At 45.4% G+C, this 17,915-nt stretch carries 15 protein-coding genes; 8 read left to right on the forward strand and 7 right to left on the reverse strand.

Translation table 11 applies throughout. The annotated features are described in order from the left end of the window. Window positions 1–18 precede the first annotated feature (18 nt). Together trmB and yfbR are read right to left on the reverse strand one after the other, a co-directional pair. Entirely contained in the window at window positions 19–846 is an 828-nt protein-coding gene (trmB, locus tag APAR_RS01510; RefSeq protein WP_012808380.1) for a tRNA (guanosine(46)-N7)-methyltransferase TrmB, read from the reverse strand. Between the two features lie 36 nt (window positions 847–882). Then, on the reverse strand, window positions 883–1,500 hold the full coding sequence (gene yfbR / locus APAR_RS01515; protein WP_012808381.1) for a 5'-deoxynucleotidase: 618 nt from the start codon (window positions 1,498–1,500) through the stop codon (window positions 883–885). Between the two features lie 279 nt (window positions 1,501–1,779). Here yfbR and APAR_RS01520 point away from each other — a divergent pair, with 279 nt between their 5' ends. The 3 genes from APAR_RS01520 (at window position 1,780) to APAR_RS01530 (ending at window position 5,232) form a co-directional block, all read left to right on the forward strand. Beyond that, entirely contained in the window at window positions 1,780–3,027 is a 1,248-nt protein-coding gene (locus tag APAR_RS01520) for a metal-dependent hydrolase family protein (protein ID WP_012808382.1), read from the forward strand. Between the two features lie 125 nt (window positions 3,028–3,152). After that, a complete protein-coding gene (locus APAR_RS01525; protein WP_012808383.1) occupies window positions 3,153–4,298 on the forward strand; it encodes a CobW family GTP-binding protein in 1,146 nt (381 codons plus the stop codon). A gap of 82 nt (window positions 4,299–4,380) precedes the next feature. Then, entirely contained in the window at window positions 4,381–5,232 is an 852-nt protein-coding gene (locus APAR_RS01530) for an SIR2 family NAD-dependent protein deacylase (RefSeq protein WP_012808384.1), read from the forward strand. A 104-nt stretch (window positions 5,233–5,336) separates the two neighbouring features. Here APAR_RS01530 and APAR_RS01535 read toward each other — a convergent pair whose 3' ends face one another. After that, window positions 5,337–7,004, reverse strand: a complete 1,668-nt coding sequence (locus tag APAR_RS01535) for a putative manganese-dependent inorganic diphosphatase (protein ID WP_012808385.1) — start codon at window positions 7,002–7,004, stop codon at window positions 5,337–5,339. A gap of 251 nt (window positions 7,005–7,255) precedes the next feature. Here APAR_RS01535 and APAR_RS07435 point away from each other — a divergent pair, with 251 nt between their 5' ends. From APAR_RS07435 to APAR_RS01560, 4 genes are all read left to right on the forward strand, one after another. Continuing rightward, window positions 7,256–8,002 carry an MORN repeat-containing protein gene (locus APAR_RS07435; protein ID WP_012808386.1) on the forward strand — a complete coding sequence of 249 codons (747 nt, stop codon included), beginning with the start codon at window positions 7,256–7,258 and terminating at the stop codon, window positions 8,000–8,002. Beyond that, a complete protein-coding gene (locus APAR_RS01545; protein WP_012808387.1) occupies window positions 7,992–9,803 on the forward strand; it encodes an acyltransferase family protein in 1,812 nt (603 codons plus the stop codon). Before APAR_RS07435 ends, APAR_RS01545 begins: the two co-directional genes overlap by 11 nt. 607 nt (window positions 9,804–10,410) lie before the next feature. Next, window positions 10,411–12,090 (forward strand): energy-dependent translational throttle protein EttA, encoded by a 1,680-nt coding sequence (gene ettA / locus APAR_RS01555; RefSeq protein ID WP_012808389.1) that lies wholly within the window; start codon window positions 10,411–10,413, stop codon window positions 12,088–12,090. A gap of 167 nt (window positions 12,091–12,257) precedes the next feature. Further along, on the forward strand, window positions 12,258–12,773 hold the full coding sequence (locus APAR_RS01560; protein WP_012808390.1) for a ferritin: 516 nt from the start codon (window positions 12,258–12,260) through the stop codon (window positions 12,771–12,773). A 15-nt stretch (window positions 12,774–12,788) separates the two neighbouring features. Here the strand turns inward: APAR_RS01560 and APAR_RS01565 are convergent, their stop codons facing one another. Both APAR_RS01565 and APAR_RS01570 read right to left on the reverse strand, forming a co-directional pair. Further along, window positions 12,789–13,694 (reverse strand): DMT family transporter, encoded by a 906-nt coding sequence (locus APAR_RS01565; RefSeq protein ID WP_012808391.1) that lies wholly within the window; start codon window positions 13,692–13,694, stop codon window positions 12,789–12,791. Window positions 13,695–13,697: 3 nt separating this feature from the next. Next, on the reverse strand, window positions 13,698–14,720 hold the full coding sequence (locus APAR_RS01570) for an asparaginase (protein ID WP_012808392.1): 1,023 nt from the start codon (window positions 14,718–14,720) through the stop codon (window positions 13,698–13,700). A 150-nt stretch (window positions 14,721–14,870) separates the two neighbouring features. Between APAR_RS01570 and APAR_RS01575 the strand changes: the two genes are divergently transcribed. Next, window positions 14,871–15,344 carry a hypothetical protein gene (locus APAR_RS01575; protein ID WP_012808393.1) on the forward strand — a complete coding sequence of 158 codons (474 nt, stop codon included), beginning with the start codon at window positions 14,871–14,873 and terminating at the stop codon, window positions 15,342–15,344. Between the two features lie 81 nt (window positions 15,345–15,425). Here APAR_RS01575 and APAR_RS01580 read toward each other — a convergent pair whose 3' ends face one another. Then, complete coding sequence (locus APAR_RS01580) at window positions 15,426–16,220, reverse strand: glycoside hydrolase family 25 protein (protein ID WP_143714153.1); 795 nt, start codon at window positions 16,218–16,220, stop codon at window positions 15,426–15,428. 164 nt (window positions 16,221–16,384) lie between these two features. Next, window positions 16,385–17,866, reverse strand: coding sequence for a DUF1846 domain-containing protein (locus tag APAR_RS01585; RefSeq protein ID WP_012808395.1), 1,482 nt, complete (start codon window positions 17,864–17,866; stop codon window positions 16,385–16,387). Window positions 17,867–17,915: the final 49 nt, after the last annotated feature.

Raw genomic sequence — 17,915 nt, forward strand, 5'->3', positions numbered from 1 at the left:
CAAATGATCGATTACAGATTACTGCGATTTTTTACGAAGTTTACGGGCACGGTTTGCAAGATTGCGAACCGTGCTTTCCATTCCGTGTGGAACATAGGTAAGCGATTCTAAGTCTTCTGGAAGGTAGTCAACAAGACTAACAGGCTTTGTAGGTGTGAAATCTGCTGGTATAGGACCTGGAGTAATCAGGTAAGCATGCACTTTGGCTCCTTGGGCGCTAAGTTTCTTTTCGTATTCACTAGGAATATCATTAGGAAAATCTGCTTGAGCATCACGCGTTTTCCAAATAAAGTTGTAACCAGCAACTTCAACTTGCTCAAGAGAAAAATCAAAAAGTGGCTGGCTGTCTGTTTTGAGACGAACAACGCCATCTTTAGTTAAAACGTTTCTGTACTGCATAAGACGCTCAGCATCGGTGAGGCGCAGCTTTGCCTGTCTGATTCGAGGAAATGGTGCGGGAAAGTTAAGGTAAATAACAGAGATTTCTTCTGGCGAGAAGTACTCATCAATTTTCATACCAGTACCAGGTACCACGATAGCATTAGGTATTCCTGCTTCATAAATTGTTTTTGCAGCATATGAAATGCAGATAGGCTCTGTATCAATGGCTACAAAGAGGACATCAGGATTTGCTTTAGCTTGAGCAGCAGTAAAAGACCCTTTACCACAGCCAAGGTCTACACGAACTTCAGAATAGAAGGCATGTCCCTCAGCAGTAATTGGCGCACATGCAGAAGCCCATATGCCTTTTAAACTCTCTGGATGAGGCTCAATAACGCTGGAATAGGCCTTTAAGCGCTCCTCAAGAACAAAGTTTTTGGGTAAACGTGCATGTAGTGCGCGCAAAACAACTCCTCAACTAGCGGGTTTAATCAGCGTAATTTACAGAAGCTGATCAAGTGTTTCTCCGTATGAAGGTAGGAATTCTGTCATAAAATCTCGCACTTCTGGAAGAGAATCTGCTAAATCTTCAACAACTCCACGAGTTGAGGCTTCAGCAGTAATAAATTCTGAGTTTCCGGATTGAGCCTCCTCAATGCACTTGATGAGCGCTGCAATTTTATCTGCAGCTTTAACGAGCTTTCTGAGGTATGTTTCATCTTCTGAAGTCTCAGCATTATGAGTGAGTACTTGAGCGTAGGCATCTTGCAAGTCTTCTGGAAGCGTGGAGAGAATGGTTTTCTCGGCACGTGCTTCTACCTGATGGTATGCATCTCTAATCTCCGAATTAGCGTACTTTACTGGGGTAGGCATATCTCCTGTAATAATCTCTGAAGCATCGTGATACATACCAATAAGCGCCGCACGATCTGCGTCAAGATTTCTGTGATAGCGCACATTTGCGATAGTTGCCAGGCAGTGAGAAATAATAGCCACGTCAAGGGCGTGTTCAGCAAGACTTTCTGAGCGAGAATTGCGCATAAGCGACCAGCGCTCAATGTAGCGCATGCGAGAAATAAGTGCGAAAAAGCTAGATTGAGACGAAGAATTCTGAGACATTGCCCCTCCTTAATTTGTTTTCTAAACCTTACCACGTATACCGGACAAAAACTGTTTTGACACAACTATGCAATGTAGTCATAGCAAATATGAAGTAATCAAATACTTTAGATGTATATATGAAATTATCGATATCTGAACATCCGTTCATGGGTATTTTTGCCCCGTTTACCGGCAACCTTGGCTAACTTATTCTCATGAAGTTAGCCAACGCTTACTATTCAAGTAAACCCGTCCGTTTAAAAGAAGTGAGCGGACAGTCAAGGAAGGATGGGAAACATGAGTAAGTATGCTTTTGTAGGCGGCAAGCTCGTTGACGGTACTGGCTCTGCACCAGTTGAGGACTCTCTTGTCCTTATTGATGACGACAAGATTACCTATGCTGGTCCTCGTAAAGAGGTTCCAGAGGGATATGAGGTACGTGACGCATCCGGTTATACCGTAATGCCTGGTCTTGTTGATACACACCTACACTTCTCCGGTAACCTGACCGACAACGATAACGATTGGGTTATTGAGTCCGTTGCTCAGAAGCAGGCATGCGCAGTCAAACAGGCTTATGACGCTCTTACCCACGGTCTTACCACTGTTGTTGAGATTGGTCGTAATGGTATTGCTATCCGTGACCTCGTTAACATGGGCATTATGCAGGGTCCTCGTATCTTTGCTACCGGTCTTGGTCTTTGCCGCGTTGCTGGTCACGGTGACTCTCATCACCTGCCATTGCAGATCTCCAAGGACGGACACCCTTGGGGTGACCAGGTAGACGGTCCATGGGAGCTTCGTAAGGCAATTCGTCGTCGTCTTCGTGAAGATCCTGATGGTATCAAGATTTGGGCAACTGGTGGCGGCATTTGGCGCTGGGACTCTGACCGTTTGCAGCTCTTCTGCACCGAGGAAATTAAGGCAATTGCTGACGAGTGCGCACTGGTAGGTATTCCTCTTTACGCTCACTCTTATAACAACTTTGACGCTGCGTATGACTGCGTCCGCTTTGGCTGCAAGCAGCTCATTCACGGCTTTGAGATTGACGAGCGCACCATGAAGCTTATGGCTGAGCAGGGTACCTTCTTTACCCCAACTATCGGCTTCTTGCCAACTTGGTACGGAACTTATCCACCAGACTGGACTCCAGAGCTTGATGCATTCCCAGGTGAGACTGTTGTCGAGAAGGGTCTTGCACGTACCTATGATAACCTGCGTAAGGCATATGATATGGGCATTACCATTACCATTGGTTCCGACTCCTTCAGTTTTGTTACTCCTTACGGCTATGTCACCATCGACGAGATGTATGACTTTGTCGAGAAGGTTGGCATTTCTATTCTTGATACCGTTGCAGCTGCTACTTACAACGGCGCAAAGATGCTGGGCAAGGAGAACGAGTTTGGTGCTGTCAAGGAAGGCCTCTCTGCTGATATCCTTGTAGTTAAGGGCGACGTTGCTAATAACATCCGCGACCTCACGCCTGAGAACATGGACGTCATCATGAAGGAAGGTAAGATTATCGATCGCGGTAGCTTCTAAGCTTCCTGTTTGATAGTTTGTAACGCGAAGGTTGGGCCCTGACTCACTTAAGCGTCAGGGCCCACTTTTACAAGCAAGAAGTTTATTCTTTGATATAAAAGGTTGACATTTGATAGGAGCTCACTATGTCTGAACCAAAGCAGGTGAAAATTGTGCTGCTTACCGGCTATTTAGGCGCAGGTAAGACCACTATTTTGAACCATATTCTTTCTAACACTGAAGGTATTCACGCAGCAGTTATCGTCAATGATATTGGTGAAATTAACGTTGATGCTGGTCTTATTAAAGACGGCGGCTACGCTAAAGAAGGCGATGTTATACCTCTAACTAATGGTTGTCTCTGCTGCACGCTTTCTAATGACTTGGCACTTCAATTGGGTGATTTGGCAGATACCGAAGAGTTTGATTACATCATTATTGAGGCTTCAGGCATCTGCGAGCCAATCCCCATTACCTATAATATTTCTGCATTCTGCAATCAGAGTCAGCATGCAACTAACCACTCTCATCTCAATCTAGATAACATTGTTGCAGTTGTTGATTGCGCTCGCATGTTTGAGGAATTCCACAACGGCGCCGATCTTCTCGACCCAGATATTGAAGAGGATGACATCGAGAACCTGCTTATTCAGCAGATTGAGTTCTGCTCAACGCTGGTACTGAACAAGACCGATCTAGTTACTCCTGAGCAACTTCACGAGCTCAGGGCGCTTGTACGTGGTCTGCAGAAAGACGCTGTTATTGTTGAGGCAGTCAACGGTGACATTCCTATGAGTGAGCTTATCAATACTGGCCGTTTTGACTTTGACAAAGCATATGCTTCTGCTGCTTGGATGAATGCAATGGAGCATCCTGAGGAGCACGAAGATCCAGAGGTTTTGGAGTATGAGATTACCACCTTTGTGTATCGCCGCCGCCAGCCGTTTGACCTGGATAAACTCAATCAGTTTGTGGCTAGCTGGCCAAAGAACATTATCCGCGTCAAGGGCAGCATCTGGGTTTCGCAAGACCCAGAGATGAGCTACGTATTTGAGCAGGCAGGCAATCAGGTTCAGTTCTATGAGAATGGAATGTTCTATGCTTCGCTGCCAGAGGATGAGCGAGAAAACCTTCTTGACGAGAAACCCGAGCTACGCGCAGAATGGGATGATGAACTGGGTGATCGTCAAACAAAACTGTGCTTCATTGGTCGTCATATGAATCATGAAGAAATTGAAGCCGGTCTGGATGCATGTCTTACTGAGTATGTGTCTGACGAGTTTGACTACTAGCGTTTTCAGCGCCAAGAGCTCCGGCGCTTGAAATCGAGGGACCCAGTTTATCCTGGTCCCTTTTTTAGGTTAGAGGTGCCTAATGACCAAGATTGAACAGCTTAAAGATTGGATTCAGTCGTCAGATAACATTGTTTTCTTTGGCGGTGCTGGCGTATCAACAGAAAGTGGTATTCCAGATTTTAGAGGTACTAACGGCCTGTATCGACAGGGCGGTATCAAGATAGAGAATATGACCATTGGACTGGGGCAAGATGGTTATGATATGGGAAAAGAAACTTGCGACCTGGGAAATGGAATAACGGTAGACCCAGACAATGAGGAATCTTTTGCTTATAGTAAGGCACCGGATTTTACACTTGAAGAGATCTTCTCGCTTGATGTGTTTCTAGATTATCCTGCAGCGTATTATACGTATTTTAGAAACTCTCATCATTTAGGAGAGGCTCAACCAAACATTGCTCATAAGTGGCTGGCAGCCTTGGAAGCAGAGGGAAAGTTGCGCGCGGTGGTGACGCAAAACATCGACGGATTGCATCAAGCTGCTGGTAGTAAGCGTGTGTTTGAGCTCCATGGCAACGAGACACGTTTTTATTGTCCCGAATGCGGTCATGTCTATACGCTTGATCAGATTGAAGAGCAGTCGTCTGTGGTGCCGCTCTGTCAATGTGGCGCAGTTATTAGGCCTGATATTGTCTTTTACGGAGAAGGCCTCAATATGGATACCGTTTATGGGGCTTTAAACGCTATCTCACAAGCGGAAGTCCTTATTGTTGCAGGAAGTTCACTGGTGGTGCAACCTGCCGTCGGTCTTCTCGACTACTACGAGGGCAACAAGATGGTCATTATCAACGACCAACCCACGCCGTACGACGGCCGAGCCAATCTGGTGATTAGAGACAGAATAGGTGCCGTCATAGAACATCTCCTGTAGAAAAACACCTACCCGCAAATATGCAGGTAGGCGTTCTCATTTCAAATAATGGCGAGAAGTTTGTATGAACGGGAGGCTCGCGAGAGGTGCGAGAAACCCGTGCGTTAGTTGGCGGCTTCCTCGGCAAGCGTTTGAAGTGTTGCCATCAGTGATGGAACAACCTGCTTCTTACGGCTAACAACACCAGGAAGAACAGCAATGTTGCCGTCAACCTTTACGTTAAAAGCTCTCTCGATGACATTAGCAGCATTAGCACCATAGAAGAGCATCTCGGTGACCTGGCTCTTAACGTCGGTGAACATATAGAAGACCATTGGAAGTTCTTCTGATTTAGCGGCGGTTTCCAAAAATGGTCCAACAAGTTCCTCTGCAGCCTTACGGCTAGTCTCGGTCATGAAGGAACCTTGACCAACACCAAACTTTACGCCGCCACGGCTGAATACCTTGTAGTCACCATGGAAGACTTCCTCTGCGGTACGGCCAGTAAGGTCTGCACCAGCATCAAACATCTGCTCAGAGTAGGAGTCAATGTCTTCTCCACAGATTTCCGCTAGTTTCTTACCTGCAACAATATCGCGCTCGGTGCATGTAGGGGAGCGGAATGCAAGGGTGTCAGAAAGAATTGCAGAGAGCATAAGACCAGCAATGTTTTTAGGAATATCAATACCGTATTCATGGTAGAGACCATAGATGATGGTACAGGTGCAGCCAACAGGAACATTTCTAAAGGTAATTGGATTAGAAGTCTCAATGGAGCCAATGCGGTGGTGATCAACAATCTCCATAATTTCGGCCTGCTCAAGACCATCGACAGCTTGAGTGCGCTCGTTGTGGTCAACAAGAATGACATGCTTCTTGCGAGGATTTAAAAGACCAGGACCGCTGATTAGGCCAGCAAAGGTACCGTTTTCATTGATAACAGGAAAGAAGCGGTGTCTCGAGTTGGTCATAGCTTTGCGTGCATCATCAATTGCCGTGTTAACGCTGAACTTGAGAATGTCATCGGTGAGCATCTTCTCGCGTACAGGCATAGACATGATGAGTAGACGAGCTACCTCAAAGGTATCACGAGGAGTGCTGATAATAGCGCAATCACGCTTTTTAGCTAGGTCAATGACGTCTTGAGCAATTGGAGCATCGCAAGAGACAATAAGGCAGGAAGCACCGTGCTCAACTGCGATGGTTTGATTTTCATGATTGCCAGCAACAACAATGATATCGCCAGCGTCAACAATCTCTGAAAGGGCTGAAGCACTAGTACCAACGCGAATGTTACCCTGCTTAACAACGCCCTGGGGATCACCAAGAACCATGGTTCCACCAAGCGTTGAAACAATGTTTGCATAGCTTGTCTTTGCCTTGGAAAGTAAGTTTGGCTCGGAAAGGCTCATGTTTGCATTTGCAATGTCTTTAACTGCAATCAGACCAGTAAGTTCTTCTTCTTCATCAGTAACGCAGAGCGTATCAAGCTTGACGTTTTGCATAAGCTGCCAAGCGGAATAGAGACTCATCTCAGCATCAACTTTTGGCTGAGTCTGAATCTCTGCATCTTTAATCTGAGGAGTAACGGTAGTAATAAGTTGTGGCTCTTCAAAGCCAAAGTGATTCAAGACAAAAGCGGTCTCACGATTAAGAGAACCAGCACGACGAGCTTCATAGATAGGATTGTCAATCTGATTTTTGAGATACGCATAAGAAATTGCAGCACAAATGCTGTCTGTATCTGGGTTCAAATGGCCAATGATATTTACTTTACGAATTGCTTCTGCCATCTTCGCCTCCTTGATGATGTCGATGATGTAACTTTCTAATTAGAACACACTTTAGTAAGCACATTTTGTTTCTTTTTTAATACCAACCTGTAGTGTACCCCTCTCTGTTTTTACTTAGAACGGAAAATCACAGAAAAACAGCAGGCGTACCTGTGAATCTGGTAAATGTATGTAGGATAAATGACAATTCAAAAGTTGAAGGAAATTAGTACAATGAGAGATGTAAAAAATCGATTGAATTGGAATATCAAGTGAGTTCTCCTACGCGTTTTTCTGCTAAAAAAAGAAACGCTCGCCATACAAATAAAGAGGCGGATACTCTCGAGCCTTCTTCTGAGGCAAGGGAAGTTGCATCTGTAGAAACACAGCAAGTTCCCACAGAGAAGGCTGATGCTACTGGAAGCCCAGTAGTTTTTCTGCAGACTGTATCTGAGCAACTTTCATCAGCTTTTAAGTTATTTGCTCAGCGTAAGCCTGTAGAAGACTCAAAGTCTAAGGTTGTACCAGAAAAAAAGAAGAGCGAGAAAACATCTCTGTCTTCACGTAAAAACACTCGTGTGGAGATGCACCATCGCGTTCAAGCAGATCCTGAGCCAGAAGAGCGTCATTCTCGCCCCGTGAGTGCGGGTAGGAAAAAGCTCGAGTTGATAAGCGTTGTTGCAATTTTGCTACTTGCGGTGCTCTCGATTGTATTGGTTAACCGACCAAGTACAAAAACGCTGGTATTTGGCAATAATCAGGTTACTTATACCGGCACTACCATTCAGGGAAAGATGAATGGCCAAGGCAAGATGACCTTTGAAAATGGCGATACTTACGAGGGAGAATTTGTTGACGGGTATTTCCAAGGTCAGGGAACGTATACCTCAAAAGACGGCTGGACGTACGAAGGTCAATTTGTAAAAGGCCAGGCAGATGGCCAAGGAAAGCTCACTACGCAAGATAATATTGTGTACGAAGGAACTTTTAAGCAAGGGATTTATCAAAGTGCGAATTAAATGGTTTTCGCTTGTGCGTATAACAGGACTTGTTTTAGTCCTCATATATCACTTTTTTAAGGAAGCACTTCCAGGTGGCTTCATTGGCGTTGACGTATTCTTTACGTTCTCGGGATATCTCATCACAGCTCTTCTGATTGATGAGTTTGCCCGCTTTAGATCCATTGATGTCATAGGATTTTTACGTAGACGTTTCTACAGAATTGTGCCACCGCTTGTATTTATGGTGCTTGTATGTACGCCATTTCTTTTGCTTGTACGAGCCGAGTTTATTGCCGGCATTAAGTATCAGATTGCCGCAGCTCTTGGCTTTGTAACTAACTATTTTGAGATTGTTTTGGGCAACAGTTATGAGAACCAATTTGCTCCACATGTGTATCTTCATACTTGGAGCCTTGCAGTTGAGATGCACTTTTATGTGTTGTGGGGTCTTTGTGCCTGGCTACTTGCTTGCTTAAGCAAAACAATTAGAAGTTATAAGGTAAAGATTGCCGGAGCTTCTCTGGTGCTTTTGGTTGTTACCTATTTGGCAATGGCTACAAGCGCTCCAAGTTCTACTAATCTTTCTATTCAGTATTTTTCTACGCAAACACACGTGTTCCCTTTCTTTATCGGCGCGCTTTTATCGTGCGTTGCAGGAATTGCTCAGACGGGCGCACTTTTTGACCAGCTTGAGCAGAAACTTTCTACTCAGCTGACGCTTGTGGGTCTTGTGGTAAGCCTTGGTGTTCTTGTTTGCTTGAGTGTCTTTATGCACTTTGACAATCTCTTTACGTACACCTTTGGTTTTCTTTTTGCCTCGCTTGCATCTGCAGCAATGATTTTCTTTGCACGCATGCTGCATCAAAAAACTGACGGTATTAAAGAACCTGGCATTGTTTCCTTTGTGGCAGATACCAGCTACAGTGTGTATCTGTTCCACTGGCCTTTGTACATTATTTTTGCCGAGAAGGTCAATCCTGTTCTGGCCGCACTTTTAACCTTGTTGCTTTCGTTTGTGTTTGCAAGCTGCTCGTTCTATGTAATTGAGCCAGCGTTGGCGGGAAAGTCTCCAGAGTTTTTCTCGCATATTAAGCTTGACGGTCATAAGATTTTGCGAGTCACTGGGCTTGCGCTCATTCCGTTTGCGGCAGCAGTTGCTTTTATTGCGCTTACCGCTCCGCAACTGAGCGATTTCCAGAATGATTTGCTGCTCAACGCCTCATTGCAGGAGCAGAGTACTATGACCATGACTCGTAAGCATGCGGATACCTCACAGGCAAGTAATTACAACGTTGTCGAGGGCGTCACTTATATTGGCGATTCTGTTTCGCTTCGTGCTCGTTCTTACCTACAGGACGCTTTGCCCGATGCGCAAATTGACGCTTCGGTTAGTAGAAATGTAGCAATGGGCGTAGATTTGCTGCAGTCGGCAATCAATAACAATACGCTTTACCAGAATGTTGTTGTAGCTTTGGGTACCAACCCTGTTGGTGGTACTGACGCGGTTGACAAGATTGTAGAAATGTTGCCACGTGGTCATCGTTTGATCTTTGTGACTCCGTACGACGGCAGAAATACTGATCCTAATGCTGGTGCAAATGCTATTCGTGCACATGAGCTTGAGCTTGCTCAGAAGTATGACTTCATTACCATTGCAGATTGGGCTCAGGTTGCTCAGGATAATCCTGATATTTGGGCAGGTACTGACTACGTACACTTTGGCTCGGATTCAGATTCCATTAATCGTGGTGGTACCCTGTATGCACAGATGGTCAAAGACGCTGTAGAAAAAGCAAATCAAGGCCACGTAAAACCTTAATTTAGTTGCCATTCTTCTGGTCCGTTTGTAATGACATGGCTGAATGGCAATTTATGGCGTAATTTTGCTAGATAATTTGAAGGCTTGGTGTCTGACTATGAGCTGTCTAGCAATTTGTTGTTTGGTAACAAGTTATGGTCAGTGATTGATTTTTAGCGATTGATGAGCAAATTCATTTCTTTGTATAAATTATACTTAATATTCAGAATCATGAATAACATTATATAAAAGGTTTAACTGTTGCTAATTTCTGCTTCTAAATTCACATCTATGTCGGATATTCTGCAATATACGAGGCAAAAAACACATCTAAGTCCAATAATCTGCATGGTATTGGGGTTTTTAGCGTAATGTATACGTCTTTTTGACAGATTATCCGACATAGGTGTGTTTTCACGTGCCACAAACGCACTCTGGCGTTCTGTAAACATACTCTCACGTTCTGCAAACAGCCCTCGCGTGCTGTTTGCAACGGTAGGCGCACCAAAAACCACATCCATAACAACGTATCCTCTTTTCCAATTTCTTCTGCTGTATAGTCCTTTCAATATTTCATTAGAATGGACTATGTGAATATTTCATCTGACAGCCCCTTAAGGAGGAGCATATGGCAGAGTTTGTCTATCAGATGTACAAAGCTCGTAAAGCAGTTGGCGAGAAGGTCATTCTTGATGACGTTACTGTAGGCGTATATCCAGGTGCAAAAATTGGCGTTGTTGGTCCAAACGGCATGGGTAAGTCCACGCTGCTCAAAGTTATTGCGGGCTTAGAGGATGTCTCTAACGGTGAAGCTAAGCTAACTCCAGGCTATACTGTTGGTCTACTTCAGCAGGAGCCACCTCTAGATGAGACTAAAACGGTCAAGGAAAACATTGAGCTTGCCTTTGGTGACCTGCTTTCCAAGATTGCACGCTTCAATGAAATTGGCGTTGAGATGGGTAATCCAGATGCCGATTTTGATGCGCTTATGGCAGAGATGGGTCAGCTTCAGACCGAGATTGACGCAGCTAATGGCTGGGATTTGGACAGTCAGCTCTCCCAGGCAATGGATGCCCTTCAGTGCCCAGACCCAGACTCTCCTGTTACTCATCTTTCTGGTGGCGAGAAACGCCGTGTAGCCCTGTGTCGCCTGCTACTTGAGGCACCTGATCTGCTTCTTTTGGATGAGCCTACCAACCACCTCGATGCTGAGTCAGTGCTCTGGCTTGAGAAATTCCTGCATGATTATCCTGGTGCTGTTATGGCCGTAACACATGACCGCTACTTCCTCGATGATGTTGCTGAGTGGATCTGCGAGGTTGACCGTGGACAGCTGTATCCTTACGAGGGCAATTACTCAACCTATCTGGAGAATAAGGCAGCACGTCTTGAGGCTCAGAATCAGCAGGATGCCAAGCGTGCAAAGAAAATGCGTGCTGAGCTGGAGTGGGTTCGTTCTTCTCCCAAAGCTCGTCAGGCAAAGAACCGCGCTCGTCTTGATCGCTATGAGCAGATGGAAGCAGAAGCTCGCGCATCCAAGAAGCTTGATTTTACCGAGATTCAAATTCCTGTGGGGCCACGCTTGGGCCAGAAGATCCTAGAGGCTAGTCACATTCACAAAGCTTTTGGGGATCGCGTTCTTATCGATGACCTTTCGTTTAGCTTGCCAAGAAACGGCATTGTTGGCGTAATTGGTCCCAATGGTGTTGGTAAGTCCACACTGTTCAAGGCTATTGTTGGTCAGGAAGAGCTCACTTCTGGCACTCTTGAGATTGGCGAGACAGTTCAAATTTCTTATGTTGACCAGCTCAGACAAGGAATTGACCCAGAAAAAACTATCTGGGAGGTTGTTTCTGACGGAAACGATTTCATTAAGGTGGGAGATACTGAGATTCCAAGTCGTGCTTATGTGGCTAGCTTTGGTTTCAAGGGACCTGATCAGCAGAAACGCGCTGGCGTTCTTTCTGGTGGCGAGAGAAACCGTCTAAACCTTGCTCTTACGCTTAAGCAAGGAGGAAATCTTCTGCTTCTGGACGAACCTACTAACGACCTTGATATTGAGACGCTGGAAAGCCTTGAGGATGCACTTGAGCGCTTCCCGGGATGTTCTGTGGTAACCAGTCACGACCGTTGGTTCTTGGACCGTATTGCTACACATATTCTTGCGTGGGAAGGCGATGATGAGAATCCAGGTAAGTGGTTCTGGTTTGAGGGAAACTTTGAGGCTTATCAGGCTAATCGTATTGAACGACTTGGTCAGGAGGCTGCTCGTCCTCATCGTATTCATCGTAAACTTACACGCGACTAACGCAAACGGAGCGCTTACAAATAGAAGATAAAAATAGTAACTATTTTTATCATTGAGATTTTTGTGTGACCTGTCTAAGAGACTTACAAGTGGGTATTAAAAATGAGAAGCCAAAGGGCTTCTCATTTTTATAAGTAAAGAACATTGTAATGAGAAAAGAGAAGAACATGGCACTTGATGCAAACGTTGGTAACATTCTTAACCAGCAGATTAACAAAGAGTTTTATTCCGCTTATCTGTATCTAACCTTTGCAGATTTCTATGAGGAGCAGGGTCTTAAGGGCTTTGCAAATTGGTATGTCATCCAGTCTCAGGAAGAGCTTGCTCATGCACGTATTCTTCGCCGTTACCTGCTTGATAATGATTGGACTCCAACCATGGAGGCAATCGCAAAGCCAGATCTTACCTTTACTAAGGTAATTGAGCCAATTAAGGCAGCATATGAGCACGAGCAGTTCATTACTGCAAGCATTAACGAGTGCTATGTCGTTGCACAGAAGGCAAACGATTTCCGTACTATGCAGCTTCTTGATTGGTACGTTAAGGAGCAGGGTGAGGAAGAGGCAAATGCTTCTGATCTTCTCAAGGCCGTAGAGCTCTTTGGCGGAGATCCAAAGAACCTGTATGATCTTGACCTCGAGAACGCTGCTCGCGTTTATGTTGCACCTACTATGCCAATGTAAGCAGCAGCTTATACGTTAAAGTGGAGTTTCAATAGCCTCTGATTTGTTAGAAGAGGCGCCTGATAACTCAGCAAAGATGGCACCGCCTATGATACAGGCGGTGCCTATTATTTTAAGAAGACCAAAAGGCTCGCCAAGGATAAGTGCTGAGAAGATAACAGCAGATAGTGGTTCAAGATAACCAAAAACTGCTACACGTTGAACAGGAATTTTGGTAAGTTGTGGGAAATACAAGAATGATCCAAGGCCTGTGTTGAAGAGACCGATGGTCAGAACGGCTAGCCAATTTACTGACGCTGGATCTGCAGGCAACTCAATGCTATGGAACACAATGGTAACCAGAGCAACAACGGCGCAGCCAATGCCCAGTTGAATGCTGGTGCCTTCAATACCAGAAACATTTTTGAGCTGCCTGTTACAAATCACCATAATGGCATATAAAACAGCAGATAGAGCGCCTAAAAGAAGGCCAGTGGGCGAGAGGTTCAGTCCAACTCCATAGCCAATAATTAAAGCAGCTCCAATTACAACTACAAGGAAGCCAAGTATTTTTTTAGTAGTGAATTTCTCGCCAAATAAAAACGGAGTCAGTGCCATTACAATGACGGGACCACAGTAGTACTCAAGCGTTGCAATACCAACGCCTACCAGTTGGTATGCTTCAAAAAGAAAAGTCCACTGAAGTCCTAAGGCAATGCCCGATCCAATAAGCGCTTGGAAGTCTTTAGGATACTTTTGTATGGTGAAAGCTTCTTTTTGTACAAACTTAACAGTAAGCAAAAAGAGCGTGCCTAAGAGCATGCGAAAGAAGACAATTTGATAGCTTGGAAGGTTAATAAGGCTTGCAACGATTCCGTTAGAACCGCAGATAATAAGTGCAATTAAGTAGAGCACGGTAGGCTTAAACGTGGCGTCTTTCATTAGCTACTCGCAAATTTTTGTATCTACGGGCTGTGGAATTCTGTCGTTACAAATTACCTGGTAAAACAATTTTTCTTGCTCGCGTTGATCTGAGGTCTGACCAAGTATCCACATGGTTTTTGCAACCAAGGCTTCGGTGGTCATATCGTCTCCAGAGAGAACACCAGGCATATCTTGATAGGTCCTACCAACCTCGTAAACACCAAGGTCAAGCCCCTCTTCAGGGACCTGTGTAGTAATAACAACCGTGCGACCAGAAGCAATCCAATCGGTGATAGCTTCTTCGTAAGAGCCATCGTATGAGGGGATGCCACCAATACCAAAGGTTTCAAGCACAATGGCATCGTAGTCGTTTTTCAGAAGATAGAAGATAGATGGATTAAGCTCTGGAGTCAGCTTAAGCACAATGACGCGTGTGTTGAGTGTTTTGTAGGTAACAAGACCACCCTCTACCTGCTCGTTATTTGGCGCGCTACGAATAATCTTGTTGCCACGAATGTGAGCAAGTGGTGGATAATTCATGCTGGTAAATGCATTGAAGCTGAGCGTGCGCTGCTTGTGGGCGCGGGTGCCTGCAATAACCTCGTTGCCAAAGACCACAACAACTCCAGCGCTTTTGTTGTCGAGTGCGTAAAGAACGGAGTGGTAGAGGTTGAGTTTGGCATCAGTAAATGGATTTGCCATTGGCTGTTGAGAGCCTGTGAGCACAATGGGTTTCTCGCTATTTTGAATGAGGTAGGAGAGGGCAGCTGCGGTATATGCCATAGTATCGGTGCCGTGAAGAATGATAAAGCCGTCGTAGGTATCGTATGACTCAATAATGGCGTCTCTAATCTGGAGCCAGTTTTGAGGACGCATATTAGTGCTGTCGATATTCATGACTTGCTGGAAATCAAATTTACAGAGGTCATGAACAAGAGGGACGTTGGCCAAAAGTTCTTCTCCTGAAAGTGAAGGAGCCAAGCCCGATTCAGTGGAAACAGAAGCAATAGTGCCTCCTGTTGCCATCAATAAAAGTTTCTTCACACGTCCCCCATGAACTCCAATTGTGCAGACTTTACAGAAAATTAGTCTGTATAGCGCTTTATTGTAACGGGATAGATGCTTTTCAAGGCGAGAAAAGCAAAGTCGGTGTATTCTTTTTTCGGTAAACGAATTATTTAGCAAGGATTGTTGATGGCAGAGAAAAACCTTTTTGGTTTTGGTAAGAAAAAGCGTCCAGCTCAGGTTCCACCTACTGTCTCCCGTGAGGAGGAATCGTCCACTTCTCCACGTGAGGTACGAGGCCGTCATGCGGCTGTTGGAGATCGCGCACAGGCACAGCGTAGAATGAAACAAGATCGCCCAACTAATCCCGTTAACCATGCCCGCGCAGATGCTGCTCGCGCACGTGGTCGGGCAAGGACTGCTTACGGTAATCATTACGGAACGCTCAACCCCAGAGATGAAGTTCAGGCGGCATATGCGGCCAGAAGACGTCGTTCTTCTCGCATGAGACTGGGCCGTGTGGTGCTGGCGGTGTTCCTTGCAGCCATTATTTTGTGGGTAGTGTTTACGTTGGTAAGCTCATGTAGCCCAGGCGGTGCTTTTGCGCACGCTCAGGCGCTTGATCCTACCGTTACCCTGACTGGTTCTGTCAAAGTTGGATAGCCTCATAAGTTGTGCGATTAGTTGTTTATTAGTTGTTGATTAGTTGTTGCAGTGCGCTGAGCGGTTTCAGTGCATAAGTTTCTATTTTTGATTCTTTCTTGTAGAAACGTTAGAGAAGTCCAGATTTAAATCAACTGAACCGGTAATACCATTAACTTGTCCTGTTGAGGTGTATTGCCATATCAAAAAGTTAAAGTTTACGTCAGGCTGATCGACGTATTGTGCCAGCCATATAGGCTCGTCAAGTGAGACAAGATCAAAACGATCCAAATCAACTTTGTTGCCATAGACAATGACACGGTATCCTGCTTCTTGAATGGTGGCACAAAACGCGCGCGCAATAGCGTTAGTTTCTGCAGGGGAAAGGTTATCGGCGCGACCGCTGTAATCGGGAGAAGGTTCCAGGTCAAATGCAACAGGAAGATTAAGTTTTGTAACTCCTGCTTCTTTTAGTTGTTGTAGAACAAAAGCGGCTTCTTCGCGAGCTTCGTCCACGTTAATAGCCTGTGAGAAGAAGTACACGCCCACATCAAGGCCGGCGTTTTGCGCGCTCTTTAGGTTGGTTTCAAAGAGCTCGTCAGCGCGAATGCCACCTTCAGTGGAGCCTCGGTAACCAATGCGAAGCATAGCAAACTGAATGTTATCGGCTGCAACGGACTCCCAGTCAATAGATCCTTGGTGAGAAGAGACGTCTACGCCTGTACGCGTTAGTTCTTCTCCATCTACAATATAATGTGCACGTCCTGTTGCATCGTAGCTGAGGTTTTCCCACTCATACGGGACTTCGTTTTTGACAATCCAGTTGTTATTAAAAGATAGAGAAAAAAGTCCCTGACACGATTGCAGTAATGCCAGTACAAACACAATAGCCAGCATAACGAGTCCCCATGTAACAATGGGGTTGTTCTTGGAATTTTTCCCAAGTGTATGCATTGCCTGCTGCTTACGTTTAAAGGCGTTTGCAGAAACAGGCGTATGTTTAGTTTTAGAACGAGTTGTAGAGTTTCTCGTTTTCTTGCTTTTATGTGAGCTGTTAAAAATCACTGGTGAAAGAAATGTCCTTGTTCAAAAATTGGCTCGCAGCATACGTTAATGCCCAGTTTGTGGTAGATGGACTCGTCATCGATTGGAATAATTGATGAGAAGTACGCATCACATCCGAGGAGCAACTGAGTGGCATCAACCGCTTTTCCAGCTAACGGATTGGTAATTGAGCTAATGGAGAGCGCAATAAGCATTTCGTCAGCATACAGGCTGGTGTGAGCTAGTTTAAAGTTGTTTTCTTTAAGTGCACAGATAGGCCTTAAGACTTCATTCGAGACAATAAACGTTTTCTTCTCAATACCAACTACGTATTTGAGGGCATTGAGCAGTAGCGACGCTGGTGCACCCAAAAGCTCCGAAGTCTTGCCGGTAATAATGGAACCATCAGGCATAACCATAGCACCTGCAAGTTTTCCTGTTTCTTCTGCTTTGTGAAGACAAGCGGCATGAGCTGGCGAGAAGTTCTGGTCAACGTTAACGTCTTTCATTAAGAGATTAATCTTTGTGAGTTCACGTTCGCCCATGCCTGTACGCTCGAGTTTCTCGGCAGCCCTAAACCACCTGCGTACAATCTCTGCCTTTGAAGCTTCTTGGCAAACTTCATCATCAACAATGCAGTTACCAACCATATTGACGCCCATATCAGTTGGGGACTGATAAGGGCTTGTACCTGCGATTTTCTCCATCATAGCCTTGAGCACGGGGAATGCCTCAACGTCGCGGTTGTAGTTAACGGTAACCTCACCGTGCGCTTCAAGGTGATAGGGATCAATGATGTTGTTGTCACCTAAGTCTGCCGTAGCCGCTTCGTAGGCAACGTTTACGGGGTGCTTAAGTGGAAGGTTCCAAACAGGGAAGGTCTCAAACTTTGCATAGCCTGAGCGGATACCACGGACATTCTCGTTGTAGAGCTGCGAGAGGCAGACCGCAAGTTTGCCAGAGCCAGGACCAGGTGCCGTCACTACTACCAGAGGATGTGTAGTCTTTACGTACTCGTTTTTACCGTAGCCCTCCGCTGAAACAATCAAGTCAATGTTGGAAGGGTAGCCCTCAATGGGGTAGTGACGATACACGGCAATGCCCATGTTTTCCAGGCGCGCGCGATAAGCCTTTGCTTTAGGCTGACCAGAGTACTGCGTAATCACAACACCGCCAATAGCAAGGCCACGAGCGCGGAAGATATCCATAAGCCTAAGCACGTCATCAGCATAGGTAACGCCAATATCGCTTCTACGCTTACCGTTTTCAATGTCATTTGCGTTGATCGCAAAGACAACTTCTGCCTCGTGAGCAAGCTGCTGAAGCATTTGGGCTTTTGCATCTGGAGCAAATCCAGGGAGGATACGAGAAGCATGGTTATCGTCGAGTAGCTTGCCACCAAACTCAAGGTAGAGCTTGCCACCAAACTCATTGATACGCTGGTGGATTCGATCTGCCTGCATAGTGATGTACTTCTCGTTATCAAAGCCGATACGCATGCGTCCTCCTGCCAAGATTTACTGTAGAAATTGTATCATCAAGCGAAGA

The organism is Lancefieldella parvula DSM 20469, from assembly GCF_000024225.1.
Classification (GTDB): domain Bacteria; phylum Actinomycetota; class Coriobacteriia; order Coriobacteriales; family Atopobiaceae; genus Lancefieldella; species Lancefieldella parvula.